Source organism: Duganella sp. SG902 (assembly GCF_013376005.1).
Lineage (GTDB): Bacteria > Pseudomonadota > Gammaproteobacteria > Burkholderiales > Burkholderiaceae_D > Rugamonas.
The window spans coordinates 202,562-226,118 of record NZ_JABMJK010000010.1 but is presented as its reverse complement, the minus strand read 5'-3'; the positions used below and the strand labels follow the sequence as shown (position 1 = coordinate 226,118).

Below are 23,557 nucleotides of genomic sequence, written 5' to 3'. Positions count from 1 at the left end.
AGAGGTTTGATTTCGTATAATCTATATTATGTCAAATACTAGGCGTTCCTACAAAGGCTATCCGATGCAAGCCCCACTTCAAGCAAGACATGGCTCTGATGCCTGCCAAACGGAGACCACCAGGACAGTCGCACAGCAGCCGACTTTTGCAGACAACCGGCCTGCGGCGACGGCGCAACGTAACCTGGCCGAGATGATGAATAACAGCCCGCGTGTGTCGCAGCAGCGGGCACTAAGCGACGCCATCCACAACGGTCCGGGCATAGTCCAGCGCAAAATCCGGATTGGCAAGGATGGCGCCGCCAAGGCTATGACGCTGAAGCAGGTGCTCGCCGAACTATGGGCGCACAATTTCGTCGCCGGTAGCCGCGAGCGCGCCGAGCTCGACCGGCTCGACGCCGACAACGCCACCTTCCGCGACGGCATCCCGGAACTGATCGGGCATTTGCGTGCCACCACCGACGGTCCCACGGAACCGGATCTCACCCCGACCGACTCCCCGTTGCCCGCCATGGCCGCGGCCTCCGCCGTGGGCCGCCGCGCCGAGCCGACCGCAGCCTGGAACAATTACATGTCGCGCATGCTGATCGATTTGATCGACAGCGATGAAGGCATCGATGCGGACGACGATTCGATGCAGCGGGTGGTCAGCGCGGTGCTGTTGAATCACTCGCACCTGGCCTCCAGCCTGGCATTGACGCCCCTGCTGGGCATGGGCGACCACCGCCAGCTGTCGCCGCTGGACCGCGAGGACCCTGGCGTGTACTACCGCTCGCAGGACAAGGGCCATCCGCAAGTGAGCCTGTACAAGCGGGCGATGACCAGGCTGGGCAAGAAGAAGAGCGCCATCCTGGCGCCGCATAACCCGCTCGCCTACGGCCCGCTGGGGCTGGGCTCGGGCACCGGCTCCAAGGCGCAAAAGGGCATCAGCACCCGCGTCGAGGATGGCGTCACCCTGCGCCAAGGCAAGCACTCCGAGATCTTGTCCGCCCACATCGGCCTGCGTAAAAGCAATGCGGCCGCCATGGCCACGATGGTCCGCTCGCTGGCGGCGAACAAGCCCGGCGGCGAGGAGCTGGTCGGCTTCCTGGCCGAGATCGCGCGCGAACACGGGATGCTGGCGCCGGACGCGGGCGATACGCCACCCGTGGACGAGGACATGCTGGACGTGGTGATGGACCAGTTGCTCGGCCTTAATGCCCGGCTTGGCGAGCTGTCGGTTCCACCCGGGCTGCCTCAGGACGCCACCACGCCATCCTCGTCCCCGCTCGCCCTCGACGCGCTGGAACGGGCCACCGATCCCATGCTGAGCACCTCGCACGTGCTGCGCAAACTGGGCAGCGCCCTCACCCGTGGCCACCGCATGATCGGCGCCCTGCCGAGGCTCGCGCAGCTGCGCGTTGCCAGCCAGGCCGGTTCGCCCCAGATCACGGTGATGGTGCCCCGTCCCCACCAGGCGATGACGGACAAGGACTATTGGACCTTCACCGATTCCCTGCGCATATATTTCGGCGCGCGCGTCACCCTGCGCGCCGCCCAGAACGGGCTGCCGCTCGGTATCGACCAACGCCAGAGCTTTGGCTTCATCGACTCGTCCGTGACGGACACGGCGGCCTCGTTCCGCATCTCGCTCGGCAACGAACCGCCCGAATTCCAGCAGATCATCAATGCCGCGCTGGTCGACCTCGACAATGAAATCGGCACCCTGTTCGCCGCGCACCCCGGCGACCAGGCACGGTCGGCCGTCATGGGCATCGGGGAGGACGCCAGCCGCCCCCTGCAAACGGTCCAGGCTCCGGACGCGCGCCACATTGCCTACCTGAAAACGACCATCGCTTCGGCCAACGGCGCCTTTTCGTTGGCCGACTTCCTCGGTTATGCCACCAGCGCCACCAACCTGCCCGACCCGCACGGCGTCACTGCGGGCACTGGCGTCACCGCGCGCAGGGGCATCGGTCGCGACATGGACCGCAACACGGCCGGCCGCCGCCCCTATATCGAATCGTTGCAGCAGGCGCTCGGTACTGCCGTTGACGCCATCAATGGCACCCTGCGTACCGTCACCGTCCCTGGCGCCGGCAAGGACAAGGATGTAGTCGACTACGAGCTGCCGATTGTCGAACCGTTGTCGAACGCGGTGCACCTGGCCGCGCGGGTGGTGTCGTTGGCGGCGGCGCCGGAGGCGTTCGATCCTTCCCGCTGGCGCAATACCCGTATCGCCGCGCTTGGCGAGATGATCGTCGCGATCGCCAACGCGAACGCGGCGCTGAACGGGCTGGCCGGGCTCGATGCACGCGACCCGCGCAAGCCGGCCGACGCCAATATCATCCTGCGCCAGCGCGCCGTCTCGCACCTGACACTGCGCAACGCGACCGAGGAGTTATGTGAGGCGATCATCATTTTCCTCGCCACAACCGAACTGCACGTCGGTGAACGGCCGGAAGACCGCATCGAGGATGCGCTGCGCTCCACCCTCGACCTGGAACAGATCGATGCCTTCCGCATGGATAACGGTGAACAGGCCGGCACCATGGCCATCAGCGCCTTGCGTCACGAGGCGGGCGCCGCGTTCCTGATCCAGGGCCAGCCGAAAGGCATGTACTTCGAATATCCCGACTTCGTCGGCGAGAACGCCGTGCCGTTCCTGAACCTCGACACCAGGAGGCGCAATAAAAGCGCCGTCGCGGCCAAGGCCACCGTGCCCACCGCGTCCTTCATCGACCCCCGCCCTTACCTCACCGAGGTCGACGGCAGGCGCTCGACCAGCGACAAGAAGCTGTCCGCAAGAACACCGATCGACGCCATGAAGTCGGAACTGGCGACGGCCGTCCTGTCGATCAAGGCCGAGATCGCCAAGAGTACTCCGTCCAAGGGAGCAGTGCCGCACACGCTGCTGGTCGACCTGTCCAACCTCGACTACATGCATCCCGAAGTGCTGCTGTCGATCCGCGCGGCGGCACCTGAGGTGGCGAAAGGATTGATGCGTTTCGTGCTCATCAACAGCGGCGCCAAGCACGAGCAGCAGGGGCACGACAAGTTTCAGTACGGGCGCGCGATCGTGATCGGCAAGGCGCTCGAAGGCATGCGCGATTTCGACGACACCAGCCTGCTCGACCAGTTCCTGGGCTTGATGGAGGATCTGCGGGACGACGATGCCGAGGAACTGTCCGCGGAAGCCGAAGCGCACTGGGCGGAAAATTTTGCCTCGGTCGTGCCAAGCTACGCCGCTTTCATGCAAGCGGTGGGCCAGGCCGGCGAGTGGAGCCGGATTACGCTGGCAATCACCAGCGCCAGCAAGTCGACCGCCACCGACAGGCTGCCCCTCATGCACACGCTCGCGGAGGCGGGCCACGCCTTGATCGAGTCGGAACTGGACAAGCTGGCAAGCGCCTACAAGGGCAGCACGGTGTCCGACGCAGTCACGGCACACATTGCGCTGTTGCCGCGCGCGGACCAGGAATCGGTCCGCCTGCGTATCCTGCGCGCGACGCGCAAGGATGCGGGCGCCAGCGGGGCGAGCAGTGGCGGCCAATCGTACCGCCAGCTCGATGCGCCATCGACGCGCACCGGCATCGCCAATGCGGGCAATACCTGCTATCTGTCGGCCGGGCTCAATCTGCTGGCCTTCAGTACGCCCTATTTCAACCTGTTTGCCCCGGTATTGGGCGATCCGCAGCCGCGCGCCATGCTGCGCGCGGCCGTACGTGCCGTCCTGGTCCAGGTCCGCGCCGGCACGCTGGTGGAGCGCGCCGCCATCCGCACTCTGCTGGCCCTCATGGACCAGGCCCGCATGCTGCCGCGTCCCTCGGCCAATGACGAGCGGCACGGCCTGACCGCCAGCACCGCGCAGCAGGATCCGAGCGAAGTCGTGTTCCGCAAGCTGCTGGACCTGTTCGGCACGCCCGACGTCAGACTTGAGCAGTCAGAGCAGACCATTTTCGGCGTGGCCCATATGGCGCGCGCAGCCGATCAGGCCGGGTCGGAACGCTACAGCACGGTGTCGGCCCTTAATCCAACCGTGGCGCGGCCCGCGCCCGATGGCTTGATCGAGCTGTCGATTGCCGGGCACGCCACGCTGCAGGCGGCCCTCGATGCGCATTTTGGCGAGGAGGCCCTGAACGGCGTGAAGGCCGTGGTGGACGGCGAAATCCGGGTCGGCCCCGCCCGTCGCCGCATCGTGCCGGGCGCCAATGGCCCGCTTGCGATCACCATCGCGCTCAAGCGCTGGCTGACAGTCGACAAGGATAAACGGGCCATCGGTGTGCCGGAGTGGCTGGTCATCCGTGGTGTGCCGTATCGTCTGAGGACAGTCATCCACCATGAGGGCGATACACCAACTTCCGGACACTACACCGCGTCGAGCCACGTCAACGGGCAGTGGCAGTACCGCGACGATGCTTATGTGGTCGCGGCCGATCCGGACGCGGCCACCCGGCGTGGAACCGGCTACATGTTTTCGTTCGAGCGGGTCGACGCCCTGCCCGTGGATGCGGCGGCGGCGAGGATCGGTTAATCAAAATAGATTGCGTTCGTACGCTATATGCGTTAGAGTTAGGATGTAATCTAAAAGGAGATGACCATGCGGGTAAGTCGCGCCCAAGCCGCGGAGAACCGTGAGACCGTGATCAATGTGGCGAGCCGCCTGTTCCGGGAGCACGGCTTCGACGGCATCGGCCTCAAGGACCTGATGAAGGGCGCCGGCCTTACCCAGGGCGCTTTCTACAAGCAGTTCGCGTCCAAGGACGACCTGGCCGCGCAGGCGTCCAGGCGGGCGATGGAGTACGCCGTCAACCAGTTGTCGACCACGGCCGCCGCGCACCCCGACGACCCGCTGGGCGCGGCAATCAGGCTCTTCCTCAGCCCGGGGCATCGCGAGGAAAGGATGAACGGCTGCCCGATCGTGGCGCTCGGCTCCGATGCCGCCAGGCAGGGTGCCGACGTCAAGGCCTCGTTCGAGTCCGGGATCAGGGAGTACCTCGAGCTGCTCGGTGGCTTGGTTGGCGGCGCCGAGGGCGAACCGCCCGGCGACAAGGCCATGACGCTCCTTTCAACGATGGTCGGCGCGGTCGTGTTGTCACGGGCGGTCAACGACGAGCAGCTGTCGAAGCGTTTCCTGCAAGCGACCCTTAAAAGCTTGATTCCTCCACATCCACAACACGGAGCCCCTCACCATGAATGACGTCATCATCATCGGCGGCAGCTTTGCCGGCCTCGCCGCCGCCCTGCAGCTCGGCCGCGCCCGCCGCAAGGTCACCGTTCTCGACACCGGCCTGCCACGCAACCGTTTCGCCGGCCACTCGCATGGCTTGCTCGGCCACGATCACAAGCCGCCGCTGGACATCCTGGCCGAGGCGCGGCGGCAGCTGGCGCGTTATCCCGCGATCACGCTGGTCAATGCCCGGGCCGAAAGCATTTCCGGCGCCATCGACAATTTCTCCGTCGTCACCGGCGATGGAGAAAGCCTTGCGGCGCGCCGCCTGATCCTGAGCTACGGCGTCGCCGACCAGATGCCCGATGTGCCGGGCTTTGCCGAATGCTGGGGCACCTCCATCGTGCCCTGCCCCTATTGCGACGGCTTCGAAGTCGCCGGCCAGCATTGGGGCCTCGTCTGGTCCTCCCCGCAGTCGCACCAGTCCGCCAGGCTGTTCCGCGATTGGACCGACAAATTGACGGTCTTCGCCGATGGCCACGAGATTCCGCCCGAGATCCAGGCCGATCTGGCGGGACGCAACATCCCCGTCATCGAAGGCCGGATCGTCGAGATCGCCCATCAGAAGGGCCAGCTCAGCACCGTCAATCTCGCCACCGGCCGCAATGTCGCGGTGGACGTGCTGTTCGCCCATCCGCGCAACAAGCCGTCCGCAAGCCTGCATGAAGCGCTGGGCCTCGCCACCCAGGACACGCCGACCGGCATCGTCCTCAAGGTCGACGAGCGCCGCCAGACCAGCGTGCCCGGCATTTACGCCGCCGGCGACCTCGCCACGCCCTTCCTGCCCTCGGTCACCCAGGCCTCGTCGCAGGGCGCGATGGCCGGTATTTTCGCCCAGCAGTCGATGCTGGCTTGAGGAGATATGACATGACGGGGAACAATACCGCTCAGATCACCGACTGGAATGGGCAAGGCGGCGAGCGCTGGGTCGCCAACCAGGCCCGGCTCGACGCCATGGCGGCGGCGTTCGGCCAGGCCGCGATCGACGCCGCCGCGCCCGTCGCGGGCGAGCGCGTGCTGGACGTTGGCTGCGGCGCGGGGGCGTCGAGCCTGGCCCTGGCAGCCCGCGTCGGCGCGCAGGGCCAAGTGCTGGGCGTGGACATCTCCGAGGCGCTGATCGAGCGGGCCCGCGCGCTTGCGCCGCAGGATGCGCCGGTCCGGTTCCAGGTAGCCGACGCCAGCGGCGCCGAGCTGCCCGAGGGTGCGTTCGATATCCTGTTCTCGCGATTCGGGGTGATGTTCTTCGACGATCCGGCAGCGGCGTTCGCCCATATGCGACGCGCGCTCAAGCCGGGCGGGCGGGTCGCTTTCGTCTGCTGGCGCGGCGCCGCCGAGAACGATTGGGTGCGTCTGCCGATGGGCGCGCTGAAGGGCATCGTCCCGCTGGCCGCGCCGCCCGATCCCGAGGCGCCCGGCCCGTTCTCGTTCGGCGACCCGGCGCGGGTGGCGCGCATCCTGACGGCAGCGGGCTTCACCGATATCGCGATCGCGCCCTTCGATGCCGCCGTCCCGTTCGGCGAGGGGGCGACGCGGGACGCGGCGATCGACGACGCGGTGAAGATGACGCTCGAGGTCGGCCCGCTGTCGCGCGCGCTCGCCGATCAGCCCGACGACATCCGCGACCTCGCCTCGGCCGAGGTGCGTACCGTCTTCGCGCGCCTCCCCGGCGAGGGCGCGGTCATGATGGAGGGCGCGGTGTGGATCGTCATGGCGCGCAATCCGCATCGTACTTTGTGAGCGGAGAGCCTGGCCGCGGGGAGTCGAAGGCCGCTTCGCGTTAACCTTTTGTAGATATTGATACGATTTTGTATTAATCTCTACAAAATGAAATATCTGCTCCTCGTTCTCTCCCTGCCAACCGAAAACGCGACGGCCCGCATGCGCGCCTGGCGCGCGCTGAAGGCGTGCGGTTCGGCGGTACTGCGCGACGGCGCCTACCTCTTGCCCGACGTGGCGGACTGCCGCCCGACGCTCGCGGCGGTCGCGAACGACGTGCGCGAGAACGGCGGCTCAGCCTATTTGCTGACGACGGATGAGGACGACGGCTTTGCCGCGCTGTTCGACCGCGGCGCCGAGTTTGCCGCCTTGTTGGATGAAACTCAGCAAATCGTAGCGAAACTGACCTCCGCCACGCTGGCCGAAACGGTCAAAGCGGCGCGCAAGCTGCGCAAAAACTTCGCTGGCGTGGCCGCGATTGATTTCTTCCCCGGCGAAGCGCAAAGGCAATGCGACGCCGCCTTGCTGGAGCTGGAACGTGCCATCAGCCGGGTTCAGTCTCCGGACGAGCCGGAGCAGGCCGCCGGCGAGGTCGCGTTGCTCGACCGCAAGGCATACCGGGGACGGACGTGGGCGACCCGGCGCCGTCCGTGGGTGGACCGGCTGGCCAGTGCCTGGCTGATCCGGCGCCACATCGATCCGGCGGCCGAAATCCTGTGGCTGGCGTCGCCCGCGCACTGCCCTCCCGCCGCGCTGGGCTTCGACTTTGACGGCGCCGCCTTCACTCACATCGGCAACCGCGTGACGTTCGAGGTGCTGCTGGCCAACTTCGGCCTCGATACGCCGGCGCTCAAGCGCGTCGGCGCGCTGGTGCATTATCTCGACGTTGGCGGCATTCAGCCTCCGGAAGCGGCTGGCGTGGAAAGCGTGCTGGCAGGGCTGCGCAACGCCATCGAGGATGACGACTTGTTGCTGCAAACCGCCGGCGCCGTTTTCGACGGCTTGATCGCCAGCTTTCAAAAGGAGGCGAACACACCATGAACACCGACCCAACCACCCTCGCCTCGCCGCCCTACACGCTGTGGCAGCTGGTGATCTACATGCTGCGCCTCGGCACGCTTGGCTTCGGCGGCCCGGTCGCGCTTGCCGGCTATATGCACCGCGATCTGGTCGAGCGGCATGGCTGGATTTCGGAGGCCGATTACAAGGAAGGCATGGCGCTGGCGCAGTTGGCCCCGGGCCCGCTGGCGGCGCAGCTGGCGATTTATCTCGGCTACGTGCATTACCGGATTGTGGGCGCGACGCTGGTCGGCATCGCTTTTGTGGTGCCGTCGTTTCTCATGGTGGTGGCGCTGGGCTGGGCCTATGTCCGGTTCGGCGGCTTGCCGTGGATGCAGGCGGTGTTTTACGGCGTGGGCGCCGCCGTCATCGGCATCATCGTGATGAGCGCCAGGAAGCTGACGCAAAAGAGCGTCGGCCGCGACAAGCTGCTGTGGGGGATTTATTTGGTGCTGGCGGCATCGACCGTGATCACCGAGTCCGAGATCGCCTGGCTGTTCATCGCCGCCGGTGTGCTGGTGTGGATTTTGCGCGCGCCGCCAAAATGGCTGGTCAAGCCTTCCGGCCTGAATGCGGTGGCGGCCGCGCAGCTGCCCATCGTGGGAGGCTGGTTGTCCGCGAGCGATCTGGGTCTGCTCGGCCAGATCGCGATTTTCTTCGCCAAGGCCGGCGCGTTTGTGTTCGGCTCGGGGCTGGCCATCGTCCCTTTCCTGTATGGCGGCGTTGTCACGGAACATCAGTGGCTCAACGACAAGCAGTTCGTGGATGCGGTCGCGGTGGCGATGATTACGCCGGGGCCGGTGGTGATCACGGTGGGCTTTATCGGCTACCTCGTGGCCGGCCTTCCGGGAGCCACGGTGGCCGCGCTGGCGACCTTCTTGCCGTGCTATCTGTTCACCGTCATCCCGGCGCCCTATTTTAAAAAGTACGGCAAGCTTCCAGGCGTGGTCGCGTTTGTCGACGGCATCACGGCCGCTGCCGTGGGCGCCATTGCGGGGTCGGTCATCGTGATCGCCAAGCGCTCCATCGTGGATCCGCCGACGGCCGCCATCGCGGTGGTGACGATCGCCTTGCTCTGGAAGTTCAAGAAGCTGCAGGAGCCGGTCGTGGTCGCCGCCGCGGCCGTGTTGGGGCTGATGGTTTATCCGTTGATGAAGGGCGGCTTTTAGCCGGGCATCGGGTCCCGCTTCGCCCTGCGCGCGGGACCCGTTCAGGAAGCCAGCGGTTACTCGCCGGCCGCCATGCGCTCACACTCCTCGGCACAATTGCGGCATGCCAGCGCGCACTGCTGGCAATGGTCCATCTCGTGCTTGCCGCACTCCGCGGCGCAGGCCCGGCAAATGTCTGCGCATAGCTGGCAAATCGCGGCGACGTGCGCACTGTCTCGCGCCATCATCGAAGCCGCGGTCCTGCATATTTGAGCGCAATCCAGGTCGGATGCGATGCAGCCGGCCATGGCTTTCACGTCCTCTTCCTTCAGACATGCACCCGCGCAAAAGTCGCAGGCATCCGCGCAGGCGTTACACGCGTCGATACAGCTTTGAAAGTTCATTTCGTCCATGATGTTCTCCTTCGTGTGAAATTCTCGATGTTTGGAAATTCAGGAAAGAAAGCCGGGGCGCTTGGGCGGTCTTTCAAGGCCGGGGCTGATATGGCTAATGAACGATGTGGGAACAGCTTCCACCGGCGACGGTGTGCTGAAGTCGACGACAAGAGCGTGAGCATGGGCCCGAGCACCAACTACGCCGATGGCGCAGCAGTACGCGCATGGGGATTTGGTATGAGACCGCGTGGCGTGAGCGATGGCCTCTTCATGACACTTGTCTTGGGCGTCGGCGCCCGGCGGCGCGGCTGTTGACGACACGGCGGGCGCCAGCTTCCAACAGCAGGGCTTCGCCATCGCGGCGAAGCCCTGCAAGGGTACGCTGATGGCCAGCAGCCAGACCAGGCATAGTTGTAGGATGCGCGTGTTCATGCCGGCAAGGTAGCATTAAACGCATATCCTTATTCGTACGATACTGCTAAGAAAAGATACGCATCTCACATCGCGGCCGGCGGCTGTTGAGCTGTCAGAACGGCTGCGGCCAGCAGGACGCCGAACAGCACGAAGCTTTCAATCTGCAGCACCGCCCTGGCCAGACGCACGCCCGCCGCCGAACGCCCCGCCGCTGGCAGTCCTCTATATTTGTTGTAGCCGCCCAGCGCGATCGCCACGGACACCAGCGCTACTTTTGCCAGCAAGGTGATTCCGTATGTCGTGTGCGCCAGATGTTCAGGCGACCCGACACGGTGCCAACCACTATAGACGCCCGTGATGGCGATCGCGATGACCGCAACCATCGCTGCTTGCGACATTTGATGCAGGTAGCGGTCGGTTGCCTGCCCGCTGGCGCCGCCGATCACGGAAGGATGCAGCACATGCCATGCAGATACCAGCACAGCGCCGGTCCACACGCCGATCGCCAGCAGGTGGATCGCTTCAGCAGCCAGCGTGACGGTCCACAGCCCTTCCTCGCCCGCGTGGCCCATGGACGCTCGGGTGATGGCGAAGATAGCCAAGGCAAGCAATGCGACTGGCTCGGCAGCCCGCCGACCGCTCCCGGACAGGCGGAGCACGAACAGCGCGCTCATCGCCAGCACGGTGATGATGCCGGCGTGGCCATAGTCCGTGCTGGAAATCATCATCCACAGCATGGGGCATGCTTCCCTGAGCCCGACGCCGCCCATCACCGCCGTCGCCGCCAGCAGCGCGCCGGCACTGCTGACGGCGCCGGGTCCCGCGGCCCACAAGTCCAGCTTGCGCAACGCCGGCTCGTAACGGCCGGGCGGCACTGCGGACGCCCTCATCCAGCGGCGTGCAAGCCAGGAACCGAGCAGCCAGGCGAAGCCAGCGTTAAGCAGCAGCGCCGAGCCGACCTGAAGCAGCGAAACAACATCCATCACTTCACCGTGAACTTGAATTCGCCCTTGCGACGGTGGCCGTCATGGCCGGCGACGGCCCAGGCGACGCTATAGGAGCCGGCGGCCAGGGCGGGCGCGGCGAGCCGCAGAATTGCCGGGTTGGTCGCGTCGACCTTGGCCTTGTCGGTCGCGACGGGCTTGCCCTGGCTGTCCGTCAGGGTGATCGTGCTGAACGCCTCCTCGATCTTCTCGTTGAAAGTCAGAACAATTTCCTTTGGCGCGGCGGCCAGGGTGGCGCCCGCTTCAGGATTGGCGCTCTTCAGGCTGGCATGCGCCGCCGCGAACGGGCTGGCGACGATCGCCGCCGCCATGGCGCCGGCTGCGATAAGGGTGCGTAATGGGTTCATTGTTTCTCTCCTGGCCGGCTTATTTTGCGGTTTCGATGGTGGTGACGGTCAGCGCGCCGTTGACCTTCTCGGCGGCGAAGCGGACCTTGTCGCCCTCTTTGACGCTGTCGAGCATGGCCGCGTCCCCGGCTTTGAAGACCATGGTCATGCCGGGCATGTCCAGGTTTTTCAACTCGCCGTGCTTGATGGTGAGTTTGCCGGCGGCCTTGTCGACTTTCTTGATCTCGCCGTCGCTCAACGCGGTCTGGGCGTGAGCGCCGGCGGACATGCCGATGATGGCGGCCAGGATGATGTGTTTCAGAGCTTTCATATTATTTCCTTGAGTGAGAGATGGATTAATGTCCGCTATGTCCGGACGGCTTGCGTACCGTCATTTCGACATTGGGCTTGTTCACGGCCGGCATCGACTGGCCGCCGGCGTTGCTGCTGCGCGCCGGTTCTGGCAGCGCGCCGGTCCACTCGTATGCCACGGTGCCGGCCGGATGCTTGTACCAGCCCGGATCGGTGTAGTCGCCCGGCTTCTGGTCCTTGCGCACCTTCAGGACGGTGAACATGCCGCCCATTTCCACGCCGCCGAAGGGCCCCTCGCCCATCATCATCGGCAGCGTATTTTCGGGCAGTGGCATCTCCATGCCGCCCATCGAACCGCCCTTGTCGCCCATGACCATGTAGTCCGGGACGATCTTGTTGATCTTCTCGGCCACGCCGCTGTGGTCGACGCCGATCATGGTCGGGACGTCATGCCCCATCGCGTTCATCGTGTGATGGGATTTGTGGCAGTGGAAGGCCCAGTCGCCCGGGGCGGTGGCGACGAACTCGATGGCGCGCATCTGCCCCACCGCGACGTCGGTGGTCACCTCCGGCCAGCGCGCGGCCGGCGGCGTCCATCCGCCATCGGTGCCGGTGACAACGAACTCGTGCCCGTGCAAATGGATGGGGTGATTGGTCATGGTCAGGTTGCCGACGCGGATACGGACCTTGTCGCCCTGCCGCACCGGCATGGCGTCGATGCCGGGAAACACGCGGCTGTTGAAGGTCCAGAGATTGAAGTCCAGCATGGTGTTGGTCTTCGGCGTGTAGCTGCCCGGCTCCACGTCATAGGCGTTGAGCAGGAACACGAAGTCGCGATCGACCGCGTGCAGCGATGGATCTTTCGGGTGCGTGACCCAGAAGCCCATCATGCCCATCGCCATCTGCACCATTTCGTCGGCGTGCGGGTGGTACATAAAGGTGCCGGGACGCTTGGCCTCGAATTCGTAGACGAAGGTCTTGCCGGGCGCGATGCCGGGCTGGGTCAGCCCGGTGACGCCATCCATGCCGTTGGGCAGGCGCTGGCCGTGCCAGTGCACGCTGGTTTGCTCCGGCAGCCTGTTGGTGACGAAGATGCGCACGCGGTCGCCCTCCACCACTTCGATGGTCGGGCCCGGCGACTGGCCGTTGTAGCCCCACAGATTGGCTTTCATGCCGGGCGCCAGTTCGCGCACCACCGGCTCGGCGACCAGATGGAATTCCTTGACGCCTTTGTTCATGCGCCATGGCAGCGACCAGCCGTTCAGCGTCACCACCGGGTTGAACGGGCGGCCGTTGGGCGGCGGCGGCGGCACCTGGGTGGCGGCGCTGCTCATGGTGACCGCTTCCGGCAAACCGGCGGCGGCCGCCTTGCTGACCGCCGCCGCGCTGACGGCGACAGCGCCGGCGCCCTTGAAAAAGTCTCTGCGTGTAATCATGGCTTAATCCTTGGTATTGCTGCCGCCATGGATGGCGTGCTGCAGCGTGGTGTCGGCGATCCAGAAATCGCGCTGCGTTTCGATGGCGGTGTTGACGCTGTTCAGCTGCTCGCGCGAATCGGCCAGCAGCTCGAACACGCTGGCCAGCATGCCGTTGTAGCGCAGCAGGACTTCGTCGGAGATCTTTTTGCGCAGCGGCACCACCTCGTCGCGGTAGTGGCGCGCGATGTCGTAGGTGCTGCGGTAGGCCGAGTAGGCCTCGCGCACCTCGGAACGCGCCCGCACGGCGACGTCGGCGGTGCGGTGCACCGACTGCATGTAGAGCGCCTCGGCGCGCGCGACCTTGGCGCCGCCCCAGTCGAAGAGCGGCAGTTCCAGCGACACTTCATAGCCGTTCTCGCGCGGCTGCCCGCTGCTGCTCTTGTTGGCGTAGCCGGCGTCCAGCACGTTGACGAAGGCGGTGGCCTTGGTCAGGCCCAGCGCCGATGCGGTGGCCTCGCTGTCGCGCCGCGCGATCAGCACGTCGAGGCGCTGCGACAGCGCGGTCGCTTCGGCGTTCTCCATTTCCTGCGGTTGCGCCGGCAGGTCCGGTAAACGGTCGGGCAAGGTGAGCTGCTGTTTGTCCTGCAGGCCCAGCAGGCGGATCAGCCGCTCGCGGCTGGCGGTCGCCTCGTGGCGCGTGCGCGCCAGCTGGGTGACGGCGTCCTGATAAAAGGCCCGCTCGCGTGCCTCGTCCAGCTTGCTCCAGTTGCCAGCCTTGGCCATGCGTTCGGCCAGTTGCGCGCCGGCTTCCGCCGCGCCCCGCACCTGCTCGGCGAAGGTTGCAGATTGGACCCCCGCCACCGCCATGAAATAGGCGCGCCGGGTGTCGGCCGCCAGCTGCACGGCTTGCGCCGCCGCCTGCAGCTTGGCTTGTTCGTAGCGGCCTCGCTCGATACGGGAGCGGGTCGGCAGCGTCAGCAGGCCGGCGATGTCGAACATGACGCCGCGATCGATTTCACTTTCGCCGCCGCCGCGCACGCGGCTGAAGCTGAAGCCGGGATTGCGCACGCGGCCGGCCTGGACGAAATCGGCCTCGGCCACGCCGAGTTCGGCGAAAGAGGCCTTCAGCGCCGGGCTGTTGAGCAGCGCGATTTGCACGGCGGAGTCGGCGGTCAGGGGCCGGGACAGCAGTTGCTCAACGGTCGGGCTGCTGGGCTCCTTGTTGAACTGGACTGGCTGCCCCACCCTGCCCTGGGTCAGCGCCGCCACATCGTTGAGGCCAGCGTCGCCGGACAGGCTGGCGCAGCCTGCTAAAAGCATGGCGCCCAAGGCGGTTGCGGTGCGGACCAGCGCGGGCCGGGTGGATAGGCGTTCGGGCGGCGGCGCGGCGCCGTCATCCGGCACAGGCCCGGCCTGTGCGCGAACGACCATCGGCGCGCTTGCCACTGCCGTCAGCGGCAGGCGTAAGCGTTTCATGATATTCCTTGAAATAGACGGGATACGCGGGCATGGCTGCCCGCGACAAGCGGATCACAGGCGGCGACGGCCTGTCAGCGGGACTGGCGGGGCGGGCGTTCAAGCCCGGATGGGAAATAGGCCGTCATTGCCGGCTCGAGCCAGGCCACGGCGGTGCTGGAACTGTGGGCCAGCGTGACCGGCATCGTCACGGCCGGCGGCGCGGCGGCGCCGATGCAGCAGCTGGCGCACTGGCTGCACTTGCCATGCGGACTGGCTGGCTGGGACTCCTCGCCGCCGCAATGGGATTCCGCTTGCGCGGTCTGGTCGGCGGCCTGGTGGGACGACATGCCCGCCTGGCGCGCACCTTCCTGACACGCCATGGCGGCAGCCATCACTCCCTGCAAAGGGAGGGCTGCAATGAGGAGCCACAGCAGATAACGGACAAAAAGGCGCATAAGGCTGAGAATATTACCGCAGGCGTTTCAGGAACGCCAACTTTACGTTTTTTGATAGCGTACACCTTCCCACCACAGGAAGGTCAAGCGGAATATTGCAGAGCGTGTCGTAATGTGCAACAGCCTTGCCTTGGGTGTCGCCGGCTGATTTAATCGCAGCTCTTTTACACTTATCCACGATTGGAGTTCCCCGTGCGTTTGCCTGTCCTGCTGTTTTCCCTGTCTATTTTATCCGCGCCGGTGCTGGCGGCATCGCCAACCGAGACGCTGGCGCAGTTCCATGAGGCGCTGGCGGCCGGGAAGTCCGAACAGGCCAGCGCGCTGCTGAGCCCCGGCATCCAGATTTACGAGTCCGGCTACGTTGAACGCTCGCGCGACGAATACGTGGGACACCACCTCAAGTCCGATATCGAGTTCGCCAAGGCCACGAAAAACAAAATCCTCAAGCAAAGCGAGCGTGTCGAGGGCAAGCTGGCGGTGGTCATGCAGGAAAGCGAGACCACAGGCACCTTCAAGGGCAAGCCTGTCCACCTGTTCGGCACCGAAACGGCGCTGCTGGAGCAACAGGGCGACAGCTGGGTGATCGTGCACATCCATTGGTCCTCGCGCAAGGGCAAGTAAGCCGCCTAACCCTCGCTGCCGGCCGCCCTCAACGCCGCGTATTCGTCCTCGCCCTTGGCGCGGTCGAACACCAGCCCGGTCAGCGAATGCGCGTTGGCCTGGCGCAGCTGGGCGGCGGCCTCGTCGTAGAAGAACGGCAGGAAGGCGTAGCGCACGCCCGCCGTCACCGGCGTCGCCTCGTGCAGCAGCGAGCAGGAAAACACCACCGCGCCGCCGGTCGGCGCGCGGTAGGTGCGAGGGCCGAATTCCGGGAAGCGCAGCTCTCCGCCTTCGTACTCATCTGCGTTCAGATTGATGGTGCAGGCAAAGCGCCGATGCGCGGTGCCCGGCGTGGTGTTGTCCTTGTGCGGCCGGAAGAAGCCGCCGCTGGCGCTGTCGTAGCGCGCCACGATGTAGCGCTCCATGCGGGTGACGTCGAACTGGAATGCCCGTTTGATCTCGGGCACCAAGCGCTTCACCAGCCGCTGCTGGATGAACTGGCGCAGGGCCGCCAGTTCCGGACGGGCATCAAACTCAAAATCCTGCCGCCGCTTGAAACCCTGCTCGATCACCGCCACGGTCTTGCCATTCACCTCGCGCATGAAACCGGATTCCTCGCCGCCGTACTGGTGGTACAAATCGATCAGCTTGCTGCACAGCGCCGGTTCGAATACGCGCGGCAGCATCAGCACGGGCGCGGTCAACGGCGTGGCGGCGTGATCGGCCACCGCCGGCAGCGACGCCAATACCGCGTCCAGCGCCTTGTTGTGGCGCTCGGCCGGCAGCAATGGAATCTGGGCGCACACGCGCAGCATCGGGTCCAGCACCAGCGTGAACGGCACATAGGTGTCGCGCTGGGCCGGTTCCGTGCCGACGGCGCCGAACAGGGTGCTGACCTTGCGGTCGAAGTCCCACAGATAGCGGATGCCGGGAATCTGGTCGCGCAGGCGCCCCAGCGCTTCGTCCTGAGGATCCTGCGTCACGCCGAAGAAGCACAGGCGTTCGTCGTCCAGCAACTGGCGCCGGCTTTCGATATGACCAACCACCTTGGCGCTCTCTTCCTGGGCGGCGCTGCCGAGGAAGCTGAGGATCACGTAACGCCCCGCGATGGTGTGGAAGGTGTAGCGCGGATTGCCGCCCGAGCGGGTGTGGAAATCGGGAGTGGGGTCGCCGGGGAGCCAGAGGCGGTGGTTCATACGGAATCAGCCAGGTTGTCGGAAGGTTATGTTGGCGTTGCAGGACGCATGATATCACCCAGGAAGTCAGCGAGCGCAAGATTAAACGCCGTTGCGGCTTCGACGTTGGAGATGTGGGACGCGTCCAGCGTCAGCATGGCCGAGCCTCCGATCTGCCGCCGCATGGCGATGGCGTCGTCCACCGTGGTCACCGGGTCGGCCGCGCCGGAGATCAGCAGCGTGGGCGTGCTGATGCCCGATATGCGGGCGCGCAGGTCGGCTTCGGCCAGGGCGTCGCAACAGCTGGCGTAACCTTCCGGGCTGCCGCCGCGCAGCGTGGCGACCAGCGCGGCGACGCGTTCCGGCTCTCGTTCGGCGAACGCCGGCGTGAACCAGCGGCCTGCCGCGCCGTCGGCCACCGCGTCCAGACCCGTTGCCCGCACCTGCGCGGCGCGGTCTCGCCAGCCTTGCGGTGTGCCGATGCGCGGCGCGGAGTTGGCGATCACCAGTTTCTCCAGTCTTTGCGGCGCGTGGATGCCAAGCCACTGCGCGATCATGCCGCCCATGGAGAGGCCGCAGAAGTGCACCCGCTCGATTTCCAGCATGTCGAGCAAATCCAGCACGTCCTGCCCAAGCCCGGCCAGCGTGGCCGGGCTTGGGCGAGGCCCCGCGCCGCCATGCCCGCGCGTGTCGTAGCGCAGGATGCGGAAGTCGTTCTTGAGGAAGTCGACCTGCGTCTGCCACATGCGCAGGTCGGTGCCGAGCGAGTTGGAGAACATCAGCCAGGGCTTGCCCGGCGTGCCGTCGATCTGATAGGCCGTCATGGTCTATCCCTGGTCACCGCCGCCCACCGGCAGCACGCTGCCCGTGATGTACGACGATTCGTCCGACGCCAGGAACAGGATGGCGTTGACCTGTTCGGCGATGGTGCCGTAGCGCCGCATCAGGCTACTGGCCTTGGTCTGGTCGACGATGCCTTGATACCATTGCTGCTCCTGCTCATTCAGCGGTTGAGCGTTGCGCGGCACTTTGCGCGGCGGCGCCTCGGTGCCGCCGGTTGCCACGGCGTTGACGCGGATGCCATCCTGAGCGTGCTCCATCGCCAGGCTGGCGGTCAGCGCGTTGACGCCACCCTTGGCGGCCGAATACGGAATCCGGTAAATCCCGCGCGTCGCCACCGAGGATACGTTGACGATCACGCCCTGCTTGCGCGCCACCATCCGCGGCAGCACGGCGCGGCAGCACCACAGTGTCGGGAACAGCGAACGGCGAATCTCGGCCTCGATCTGCTCCGGCTTGTACTCCTCGTAGGGCTGGACCCAGATGGTGCCGCCGACGTTATTGATCAACACATCCACGCGGCCGTAGGCGGCAACGGCGGTCTCGTTCAACGCCGCCGCGCCCTCCCACGTCTCCAGATCGACGCGCGACACCACGGCCTTGGCGCCCAGCTCCTGGACCTCGGCCGCGACCTCCTCCACGATGGCGGCGCGGTCCGCGAGCACCAGTTGCGCGCCTTCCCGCGCCAGCGCCAGCGCCACGCCGCGGCCGATGCCCTGGCCGGCGCCGGTGACGATCACCGCCCGCCCTTCAAACCGGCGCCCGCTCATGCAGCCACCTCGCTGCTGGCGGAGAATTTCTCGAAGTAGAAGTTGGCCGGAGTCACGCCGCAATCCTTGAGCCAGCGCCGCACCGCGTCCACCATCGGCACGGGGCCGCACAGGTAGATATCGACGTCGCCGCCGTTCAGCCATTCCTGCTCGACGTGCTGGGTGACGTAGCCCTTGCGTGGATGCGCGCTGTCATCCGAAGCGACGCAGGTCCGGAAACTGAACTGCGGATGCGCAGCGGCCATGCGCTGCAGATGCTCGATGGCCACCAGGTCGATGTCATTGGTCACGCCAAACACCATGCGCACCGGCTGGCGCATGCCGCCGGCCGCCAGCACCTGCAGCATCGACAGGAACGGCGCGATGCCGGTGCCGCCGGCCAGCAGCAGCAAGGGTCTCTGCACTTCGCGCAGGTAAAAGCTGCCGTAGGGACCGGAGAACGCGATCGGCTGGCCGACTTGCGCGTCCTTCGCCAGGAAGGTGCTCATGCGGCCATCCGGCACGTTGCGCACCACGAACTGGAAGCGACGCGATCCCGGCGCGGAGCTGAACGAATAGGAACGTGTGAGCGTGGTGCCGGGCACCTCGACGTTGACGTACTGGCCGGACAGGAAGCTCACGTCCGCGCCCTGCTCCAGCTCTATCGCGAAACCCAGCGTGGTCGCGGACAGCTGCCGCACCGTCGCCAGCTTGCCGGTGTAGCGCGACACGCCGGTCTTGCAGACGGCCGAAGTCGCGGGAATTTTCACCACGCAGTCCGAGGTTGGCTTCATCTGGCAGGCCAGCACGTGGCGCTGGGCCGCCTCCTCCGGCGTCAGCGCGTCCTCGATGTAGCTGGATTCCGGCATGTCGTAGCTGCCCGATTCGCACAGGCCGCGGCAGGTGCCGCAGGCGCCGTCGCGGCAGTCCAGCGGGATGTTGACCTTCTGGCGGTAGGCCGCGTCGGCCAGCTTCTCGTTCTCGTTGCACGAGATGAAGCGGGTCACCCCGTCTTCGAATTGAAGGGCGATGTTGTAGCTCATCGTCGTCTCCTTAGATGTGATAGATGTCGATCACCTGGTGGATGTAATCGTTCTTCAGCACCACGTATTTATTGAGGATTTGCGGGCGCTCGCCGGAAAAGTCGATCACGTAGCGCGACATGCCGAAGTAGCTGAAGTCCGTCTTGTAGCGGTGGCTCAGCGTGTGCCAGTTGAAGCGCACCGTGTAGACGCGCCCCTCCTGCTTCTCGATCTCCACGTTGGCGATGTTATGGCTGGTGCGCGTGTCCGGCATGGTGGCGCTGGAGCGCTCGGTCTTGATGCGGAACACGCGGTCCTCCAGGCCCTGGCGGGTCGGATAGAAGATCAGCGAGATTTCGCGTTGCGGATCGGTCACCAGCTTGTCGTCATCGTCCCAAGACGGCATCCAGAATTGCGCGTCCGGGTGGTAGCACTCCAGCCACTCGTCCCACTGTTCGTCGTCCAGCAGGCGCGCTTCGCGGTACAGGAATGCGCGGATTTCGTCGATCATTTGGCCGCTCCTTCGGTTTTCAAGGCTTTCTTCATCACGTCCAGCCAGTAGCGGTGCTGGATGGTGTACAGGCCTTCGTCCTCGGTCTTCACGCCGCTCATGATGGGATTGAGGCCGATCTCGCGCGCGGCGGCGTCGGCGCCCTGCACCCAGTGTTTCGAACCACGGCACATATCGTTCCATTCCAGCGCGATGCCCTGGTAGCCTTGCTGGCAGGCGCGGAACTCCTCCAGGTCGTCCGGCGTCGCCATGCCGCTGACGTTGAAGAAGTCCTCGTATTGGCGGATGCGGCGCGCGCGCGCCTCGTCCGACTCGCCTTTCGGCGCGATGCAGTAGATCGTCACTTCGGTCTTGTCGACCGAGATAGGCCGCAGCAGGCGGATCTGCGAGCCGAATTGGTCCATCAGGTAGACGTTCGGATACAGGCACAGGTTGCGCGAGCGTTCGATCATCCAGTCCGCCGTGGCGCCGCCGAACTGGCTGGCGTATTCCGCTCGGCGCGGATAGTTGGGCCGGTCCTGCGGATTAGCCCATTGGGTCCACAGCAGCAGATGCCCGTGTTCGAACGCGTAGAAACCGCCTCCTTGCTTGCCCCAGTTGCCGGCGTCCATGGCCTTGATGTTGTCCGCGCGCGCCGCCTGTTCCTTGCGGCGGTTGGTGGTGGCCGCGTAGTTCCAGTGCACCGCCGAGACGTGGTAGCCGTCGGCGCCATTCTCGGCCTGCAGCTTCCAGTTGCCTTCGAAGGTATAGGTGGACGAGCCGCGCAGCACTTCCAGACCATCGGCGGACTGGTTGACGATCATGTCGATGATCTTGGCGGCCTCGCCCAGGAAGTCCTTCAACGGCGCCACGTCGTCATTCAGGCTGCCGAACAGGAAGCCTTTGTAGCTCTCGAAGCGCGCCACCTTTTTGAGGTCGTGCGAGCCTTCCTTGTTGAAGCAGTCCGGGTAGCCGGCATCATCAGGATCCTTCACTTTCAACAGCTTGCCGCTGTTGTTGAAGGTCCAGCCGTGGAACGGGCAGGTGTAGGTCGCCTTGTTGCCGCGCTTGTGGCGGCACAGCTGCGCGCCGCGATGGGTGCAGGCGTTGATGAAGGCGTTCAGTTCCCCCTGGCGATTGCGCGCGATGAAGATCGGCTGGCGGCCGATGTGCGTGGTGTAGTAATCGTTATTGTTCGGGATTTGGCTTTCGTGGGCAAGGTAAATCCAGTTGCCCTCGAAAATATGCTTCATCTCCAGTTCAAACAGCGCGGGATCGGTGAAGGCGCTGCGGTGCAGGCGGTAATCGCCCTTTTCATGGTCTTCGACCAGATATTGGTCGATGGACGGCTTGGCGGGATGAATCGGAATCATGGCCGGCCTCTCACGCTGCTGCGCGCACGCGCTGGACTTCCGCCGCCGGCGCGGTATCGCGCTCGGCGATCAGTTTGAAATCGAAGTCGATTTCGGCATACGGCTTGTCCAGGCCCTTGGCGCCGATCTTTGCCGGATCGGTGACGTGGCGCACGGCCGGCACCAGGCCTTCGCGGCTGGCGAAGGCGAAATCGTCCCACAGGTATTCATCGCCGTCGATGTTGATCTGGGTGGTCAGCTTGCGCTGGCCCTCGGCGCTGATGAAGAAGTGGATGTGGGCGGGACGATGGCCGTGGCGGCCCAGCATGTCCAGCAGGCGCTGGGTGGTGCCGTCCGGCGGGCAGCTGTAGCCGACCGGCAGGATGCTGCGGAACTGGTAGCGGCCCTCGCCGTCGGTGTAGATGGTGCGGCGCAGGTTGAATGGCGACTGCGTCTTGTCGAAGAACGAGTAGCCGCCCATCAGGTTGCAGTGCCAGACTTCCACCTTGGCGTTGGCCAGCGGCTTGCCTTGTTCATCGCGCACGGTGCCCTGCATGAACAGGACCTCGGCCTTGTCGGATTCCGTGCCGTCGTCGAGGCGCGCAAAGCCTTTGCTTTCTGGCGCGCCGGCAACGTAGAGCGGGCCTTCGATGGTGCGCGGCGTGCCGCCTGTCAGGCCGGCCCTGGCCTCCGCCTCGTCGGCGCGGATGTCGAGGAAGCGTTCCAGGCCCAGGCCCGGCGCCAGCAGGCCGAGTTCATTGCGCACGCCGGCTTCGCGCAGGTATTCCAGGCCGGCCCAGAATTCGGTGGCCTGGATGTCCAGGTCTTCGATGGTTTTGCACAGGGCGCTCACCAGGCCCGTCACCACTTGTTGCATGCGCGGATTGGCGGGGCCTTTGGCGGTGTCGATGATCCAGCTTTTTACCAGTGCGTCGATTTCGTTATGGGTCATGATTTGTCTCCTTTATGATTGAGTTAGGCGTCGGTATCGCGGATGGAGGATGGATGCCGGCACAGAGGGTTGATGTCGATCTTCATATACGGGAACAGCGGCAGCGAGGTCAGAAGCGCGTGCAGCTCGTCGACGCTTTCGACATCGAACACGCTGAAGTTGGCGTACTGCCCGGCGATGCGCCACAGGTGGCGCCATTTGCCGCTGCGCTGCAGGCTTTGCGCCAGTTCGCGTTCATTCTTCTTGAGTTCATCCGCTTGCGCGGCCGGCATGGCCGGCGGCAGCTGGACGTCCATACGTACGTGGAACAGCATGAGGGTCTCCTTATTTGCGGCGCAGGTGCGCGAGTTTTTCCATGTCGATGTCGACGCCGAGGCCCGGACCGGCCGGCACTTGCAGCATGAAGTCCTTGTAGACCAGCGGAGTGCGCAGCACTTCCTCGGTCAGCAGCAAGGGGCCAAACAACTCGGTGCCCGCCGACAGGTCGGTGAAGGTCGAGAACAGGTGCGCGGATGCCGCCGTCCCGACGCCGCCTTCCAGCATGGTGCCGCCGTACAGGCTCACGCCGGACAATTGCGCCACGGTGGCCACCTGCGCGGCGGGTATCAGACCGCCCGATTGGGTGATCTTCACCGCGAAGACGTCGGCGGCCGATGCGTTGGCGATGGCCAGCGCGTCGAGCGGCCCATGCAGCGCCTCGTCGGCCATGATGGAGACGGCGTAGCGCTGCGCCAGGCGCGCCATGGCGGCGGTATTCTCGGCGCGCACCGGCTGTTCGATCAGGTCCACGCCACCGGCTTCCAGCGCGGCGATGCCCTGCACCGCTTCCAGCTCGCTCCATGCCTGGTTGACGTCGACCCTGACGCTGACCGCGTCGCCCAGGGCTTTTTTGATCGCCAGGACATGCTTCACGTCCTCCGCCACCGGGCGCGAGCCGATTTTCAGTTTGAAGATGCGGTGCCGGCGCTTCTCCAGCATTAGTTCCGCCTCCGCGATATCCTTGGCGGTGTCGCCGCTGGCCAGCGTCCACGCCACCGGCAGCGCATCGCGCACGCGGCCGCCCAGCAACTCGCTGAGCGGCACTCCGAGACGGCGCGCTTGCGCGTCCAGCAGCGCGGTCTCGATGGCGCACTTGGCGAAGCGGTTGCCCTGGATGATTTTGCGGATCTTGGCCATCGCCTTCGCCACCTGGCTGGCGTCCATGCCCACCAACAGCGGCGCGATGTGGGTGTCGATATTGACCTTGATGCTGTCCGGGCTCTCCTCGCCGTAGTTCAAACCGCCAATGGTGGTGGCCTCGCCCCAGCCTTCGATACCGTCGGCGCATAGCACGCGCACCAGCACCAGCGTTTGCGTATTCATGGTCGCGACCGAGAGCTTGTGCGGACGGATGGTTGGCACGTCGGCGAGGATGACTTCGATGTTCTGAATCATATTTAGTTTGTATAATTGATCGGATGAGT

24 protein-coding genes are annotated in these 23,557 nt (G+C 65.4%); 8 read left to right on the top strand and 16 right to left on the bottom strand.

Annotated elements, in window-relative coordinates; genetic code table 11:
- The first annotated feature begins 193 nt into the window (after positions 1-193).
- The 6 genes from FHW83_RS21130 to FHW83_RS21105 all read left to right on the top strand — a co-directional run bounded on the left by FHW83_RS21130 (position 194) and on the right by FHW83_RS21105 (position 9,153).
- Positions 194-4,513: a hypothetical protein gene (locus FHW83_RS21130; RefSeq protein ID WP_176648324.1), complete on the top strand. Its 4,320-nt coding sequence runs from the start codon at positions 194-196 to the stop codon at positions 4,511-4,513.
- Positions 4,514-4,579: 66 nt separating this feature from the next.
- On the top strand, positions 4,580-5,179 hold the full coding sequence (locus FHW83_RS21125) for a TetR/AcrR family transcriptional regulator (RefSeq protein WP_176648323.1): 600 nt from the start codon (positions 4,580-4,582) through the stop codon (positions 5,177-5,179).
- The gene (locus FHW83_RS21120) at positions 5,172-6,065 is read left to right on the top strand and encodes an NAD(P)/FAD-dependent oxidoreductase (protein ID WP_176648322.1); all 894 of its coding nucleotides are present in this window, start codon (positions 5,172-5,174) and stop codon (positions 6,063-6,065) included. Before FHW83_RS21125 ends, FHW83_RS21120 begins: the two co-directional genes overlap by 8 nt.
- Positions 6,066-6,076: 11 nt before the next feature.
- A complete protein-coding gene (locus tag FHW83_RS21115) occupies positions 6,077-6,946 on the top strand; it encodes a class I SAM-dependent methyltransferase (RefSeq protein ID WP_176648321.1) in 870 nt (289 codons plus the stop codon).
- An 87-nt stretch (positions 6,947-7,033) separates the two neighbouring features.
- A complete protein-coding gene (locus tag FHW83_RS21110; RefSeq protein WP_176648320.1) occupies positions 7,034-7,966 on the top strand; it encodes a chromate resistance protein ChrB domain-containing protein in 933 nt (310 codons plus the stop codon).
- Positions 7,963-9,153, top strand: coding sequence for a chromate transporter (locus FHW83_RS21105; protein WP_176648319.1), 1,191 nt, complete (start codon positions 7,963-7,965; stop codon positions 9,151-9,153). Before FHW83_RS21110 ends, FHW83_RS21105 begins: the two co-directional genes overlap by 4 nt.
- Positions 9,154-9,209: 56 nt before the next feature.
- Here FHW83_RS21105 and FHW83_RS21100 read toward each other — a convergent pair whose 3' ends face one another.
- From FHW83_RS21100 to FHW83_RS21070, 7 genes are all read right to left on the bottom strand, one after another.
- Positions 9,210-9,545 carry a four-helix bundle copper-binding protein gene (locus tag FHW83_RS21100; protein ID WP_176648318.1) on the bottom strand — a complete coding sequence of 112 codons (336 nt, stop codon included), beginning with the start codon at positions 9,543-9,545 and terminating at the stop codon, positions 9,210-9,212.
- Between the two features lie 39 nt (positions 9,546-9,584).
- Positions 9,585-9,959: a hypothetical protein gene (locus tag FHW83_RS21095; protein WP_176648317.1), complete on the bottom strand. Its 375-nt coding sequence runs from the start codon at positions 9,957-9,959 to the stop codon at positions 9,585-9,587.
- A 65-nt stretch (positions 9,960-10,024) separates the two neighbouring features.
- A complete protein-coding gene (locus tag FHW83_RS21090; RefSeq protein ID WP_176648316.1) occupies positions 10,025-10,924 on the bottom strand; it encodes a copper resistance D family protein in 900 nt (299 codons plus the stop codon).
- Positions 10,924-11,292 (bottom strand): copper homeostasis periplasmic binding protein CopC, encoded by a 369-nt coding sequence (copC, locus tag FHW83_RS21085; protein ID WP_176648315.1) that lies wholly within the window; start codon positions 11,290-11,292, stop codon positions 10,924-10,926. The genes FHW83_RS21090 and copC overlap by 1 nt, the downstream gene beginning before the upstream one ends.
- A gap of 19 nt (positions 11,293-11,311) precedes the next feature.
- The gene (locus FHW83_RS21080) at positions 11,312-11,602 is read right to left on the bottom strand and encodes a copper-binding protein (RefSeq protein ID WP_176648314.1); all 291 of its coding nucleotides are present in this window, start codon (positions 11,600-11,602) and stop codon (positions 11,312-11,314) included.
- Positions 11,603-11,627: 25 nt separating this feature from the next.
- Positions 11,628-13,019: a multicopper oxidase family protein gene (locus FHW83_RS21075; RefSeq protein ID WP_176648313.1), complete on the bottom strand. Its 1,392-nt coding sequence runs from the start codon at positions 13,017-13,019 to the stop codon at positions 11,628-11,630.
- A gap of 3 nt (positions 13,020-13,022) precedes the next feature.
- Complete coding sequence (locus tag FHW83_RS21070) at positions 13,023-14,321, bottom strand: TolC family protein (RefSeq protein ID WP_176648373.1); 1,299 nt, start codon at positions 14,319-14,321, stop codon at positions 13,023-13,025.
- A 309-nt stretch (positions 14,322-14,630) separates the two neighbouring features.
- On the opposite strand from FHW83_RS21070, the gene FHW83_RS21065 reads away from it, so the two are divergent.
- Both FHW83_RS21065 and FHW83_RS21060 read left to right on the top strand, forming a co-directional pair.
- Positions 14,631-14,831 carry a hypothetical protein gene (locus FHW83_RS21065; protein ID WP_176648312.1) on the top strand — a complete coding sequence of 67 codons (201 nt, stop codon included), beginning with the start codon at positions 14,631-14,633 and terminating at the stop codon, positions 14,829-14,831.
- Positions 14,832-15,106: 275 nt separating this feature from the next.
- Positions 15,107-15,535, top strand: a complete 429-nt coding sequence (locus FHW83_RS21060) for a DUF4440 domain-containing protein (protein WP_176648311.1) — start codon at positions 15,107-15,109, stop codon at positions 15,533-15,535.
- Between the two features lie 5 nt (positions 15,536-15,540).
- Here the strand turns inward: FHW83_RS21060 and FHW83_RS21055 are convergent, their stop codons facing one another.
- The 9 genes from FHW83_RS21055 to FHW83_RS21015 are packed head-to-tail and all read right to left on the bottom strand — an operon-like array spanning position 15,541 to position 23,528.
- Positions 15,541-16,710, bottom strand: coding sequence for a 2OG-Fe(II) oxygenase (locus tag FHW83_RS21055; RefSeq protein WP_176648310.1), 1,170 nt, complete (start codon positions 16,708-16,710; stop codon positions 15,541-15,543).
- A 26-nt stretch (positions 16,711-16,736) separates the two neighbouring features.
- A complete protein-coding gene (gene pcaD / locus FHW83_RS21050; RefSeq protein WP_176648309.1) occupies positions 16,737-17,513 on the bottom strand; it encodes a 3-oxoadipate enol-lactonase in 777 nt (258 codons plus the stop codon).
- 3 nt (positions 17,514-17,516) lie between these two features.
- Positions 17,517-18,299, bottom strand: coding sequence for a benzoate diol dehydrogenase BenD (benD, locus tag FHW83_RS21045; protein ID WP_176648308.1), 783 nt, complete (start codon positions 18,297-18,299; stop codon positions 17,517-17,519).
- Entirely contained in the window at positions 18,296-19,321 is a 1,026-nt protein-coding gene (gene benC / locus FHW83_RS21040; protein WP_176648307.1) for a benzoate 1,2-dioxygenase electron transfer component BenC, read from the bottom strand. The genes benD and benC overlap by 4 nt, the downstream gene beginning before the upstream one ends.
- Positions 19,322-19,331: 10 nt before the next feature.
- Positions 19,332-19,811 carry a benzoate 1,2-dioxygenase small subunit gene (gene benB, locus FHW83_RS21035; RefSeq protein ID WP_176648306.1) on the bottom strand — a complete coding sequence of 160 codons (480 nt, stop codon included), beginning with the start codon at positions 19,809-19,811 and terminating at the stop codon, positions 19,332-19,334.
- Entirely contained in the window at positions 19,808-21,163 is a 1,356-nt protein-coding gene (gene benA, locus FHW83_RS21030; protein WP_176648305.1) for a benzoate 1,2-dioxygenase large subunit, read from the bottom strand. Before benA ends, benB begins: the two co-directional genes overlap by 4 nt.
- A 10-nt stretch (positions 21,164-21,173) precedes the next feature.
- Positions 21,174-22,094: a catechol 1,2-dioxygenase gene (catA, locus tag FHW83_RS21025; protein WP_176648304.1), complete on the bottom strand. Its 921-nt coding sequence runs from the start codon at positions 22,092-22,094 to the stop codon at positions 21,174-21,176.
- Between the two features lie 23 nt (positions 22,095-22,117).
- On the bottom strand, positions 22,118-22,408 hold the full coding sequence (catC, locus tag FHW83_RS21020; RefSeq protein WP_176648303.1) for a muconolactone Delta-isomerase: 291 nt from the start codon (positions 22,406-22,408) through the stop codon (positions 22,118-22,120).
- A gap of 10 nt (positions 22,409-22,418) precedes the next feature.
- On the bottom strand, positions 22,419-23,528 hold the full coding sequence (locus FHW83_RS21015; RefSeq protein WP_176648302.1) for a muconate/chloromuconate family cycloisomerase: 1,110 nt from the start codon (positions 23,526-23,528) through the stop codon (positions 22,419-22,421).
- Positions 23,529-23,557 lie beyond the last annotated feature (29 nt).

What these genes read in the sequence shown, in the direction of transcription:
- FHW83_RS21130 (WP_176648324.1), top strand. Translation starts at nt 194, where the DNA reads ATGATGAATAACAGCCCGCGTGTGTCGCAGCAGCGGGCACTAAGCGAC.
- FHW83_RS21125 (WP_176648323.1), top strand. Translation starts at nt 4,580, where the DNA reads ATGCGGGTAAGTCGCGCCCAAGCCGCGGAGAACCGTGAGACCGTGATC.
- FHW83_RS21120 (WP_176648322.1), top strand. Translation starts at nt 5,172, where the DNA reads ATGAATGACGTCATCATCATCGGCGGCAGCTTTGCCGGCCTCGCCGCC.
- FHW83_RS21115 (WP_176648321.1), top strand. Translation starts at nt 6,077, where the DNA reads ATGACGGGGAACAATACCGCTCAGATCACCGACTGGAATGGGCAAGGC.
- FHW83_RS21110 (WP_176648320.1), top strand. Translation starts at nt 7,034, where the DNA reads ATGAAATATCTGCTCCTCGTTCTCTCCCTGCCAACCGAAAACGCGACG.
- FHW83_RS21105 (WP_176648319.1), top strand. Translation starts at nt 7,963, where the DNA reads ATGAACACCGACCCAACCACCCTCGCCTCGCCGCCCTACACGCTGTGG.
- FHW83_RS21100 (WP_176648318.1), bottom strand. Translation starts at nt 9,545, where the DNA reads ATGGACGAAATGAACTTTCAAAGCTGTATCGACGCGTGTAACGCCTGC.
- FHW83_RS21095 (WP_176648317.1), bottom strand. Translation starts at nt 9,959, where the DNA reads ATGAACACGCGCATCCTACAACTATGCCTGGTCTGGCTGCTGGCCATC.
- FHW83_RS21090 (WP_176648316.1), bottom strand. Translation starts at nt 10,924, where the DNA reads ATGGATGTTGTTTCGCTGCTTCAGGTCGGCTCGGCGCTGCTGCTTAAC.
- copC (WP_176648315.1), bottom strand. Translation starts at nt 11,292, where the DNA reads ATGAACCCATTACGCACCCTTATCGCAGCCGGCGCCATGGCGGCGGCG.
- FHW83_RS21080 (WP_176648314.1), bottom strand. Translation starts at nt 11,602, where the DNA reads ATGAAAGCTCTGAAACACATCATCCTGGCCGCCATCATCGGCATGTCC.
- FHW83_RS21075 (WP_176648313.1), bottom strand. Translation starts at nt 13,019, where the DNA reads ATGATTACACGCAGAGACTTTTTCAAGGGCGCCGGCGCTGTCGCCGTC.
- FHW83_RS21070 (WP_176648373.1), bottom strand. Translation starts at nt 14,321, where the DNA reads ATGCTTTTAGCAGGCTGCGCCAGCCTGTCCGGCGACGCTGGCCTCAAC.
- FHW83_RS21055 (WP_176648310.1), bottom strand. Translation starts at nt 16,710, where the DNA reads ATGAACCACCGCCTCTGGCTCCCCGGCGACCCCACTCCCGATTTCCAC.
- pcaD (WP_176648309.1), bottom strand. Translation starts at nt 17,513, where the DNA reads ATGACGGCCTATCAGATCGACGGCACGCCGGGCAAGCCCTGGCTGATG.
- benD (WP_176648308.1), bottom strand. Translation starts at nt 18,299, where the DNA reads ATGAGCGGGCGCCGGTTTGAAGGGCGGGCGGTGATCGTCACCGGCGCC.
- benC (WP_176648307.1), bottom strand. Translation starts at nt 19,321, where the DNA reads ATGAGCTACAACATCGCCCTTCAATTCGAAGACGGGGTGACCCGCTTC.
- benB (WP_176648306.1), bottom strand. Translation starts at nt 19,811, where the DNA reads ATGATCGACGAAATCCGCGCATTCCTGTACCGCGAAGCGCGCCTGCTG.
- benA (WP_176648305.1), bottom strand. Translation starts at nt 21,163, where the DNA reads ATGATTCCGATTCATCCCGCCAAGCCGTCCATCGACCAATATCTGGTC.
- catA (WP_176648304.1), bottom strand. Translation starts at nt 22,094, where the DNA reads ATGACCCATAACGAAATCGACGCACTGGTAAAAAGCTGGATCATCGAC.
- catC (WP_176648303.1), bottom strand. Translation starts at nt 22,408, where the DNA reads ATGCTGTTCCACGTACGTATGGACGTCCAGCTGCCGCCGGCCATGCCG.
- FHW83_RS21015 (WP_176648302.1), bottom strand. Translation starts at nt 23,528, where the DNA reads ATGATTCAGAACATCGAAGTCATCCTCGCCGACGTGCCAACCATCCGT.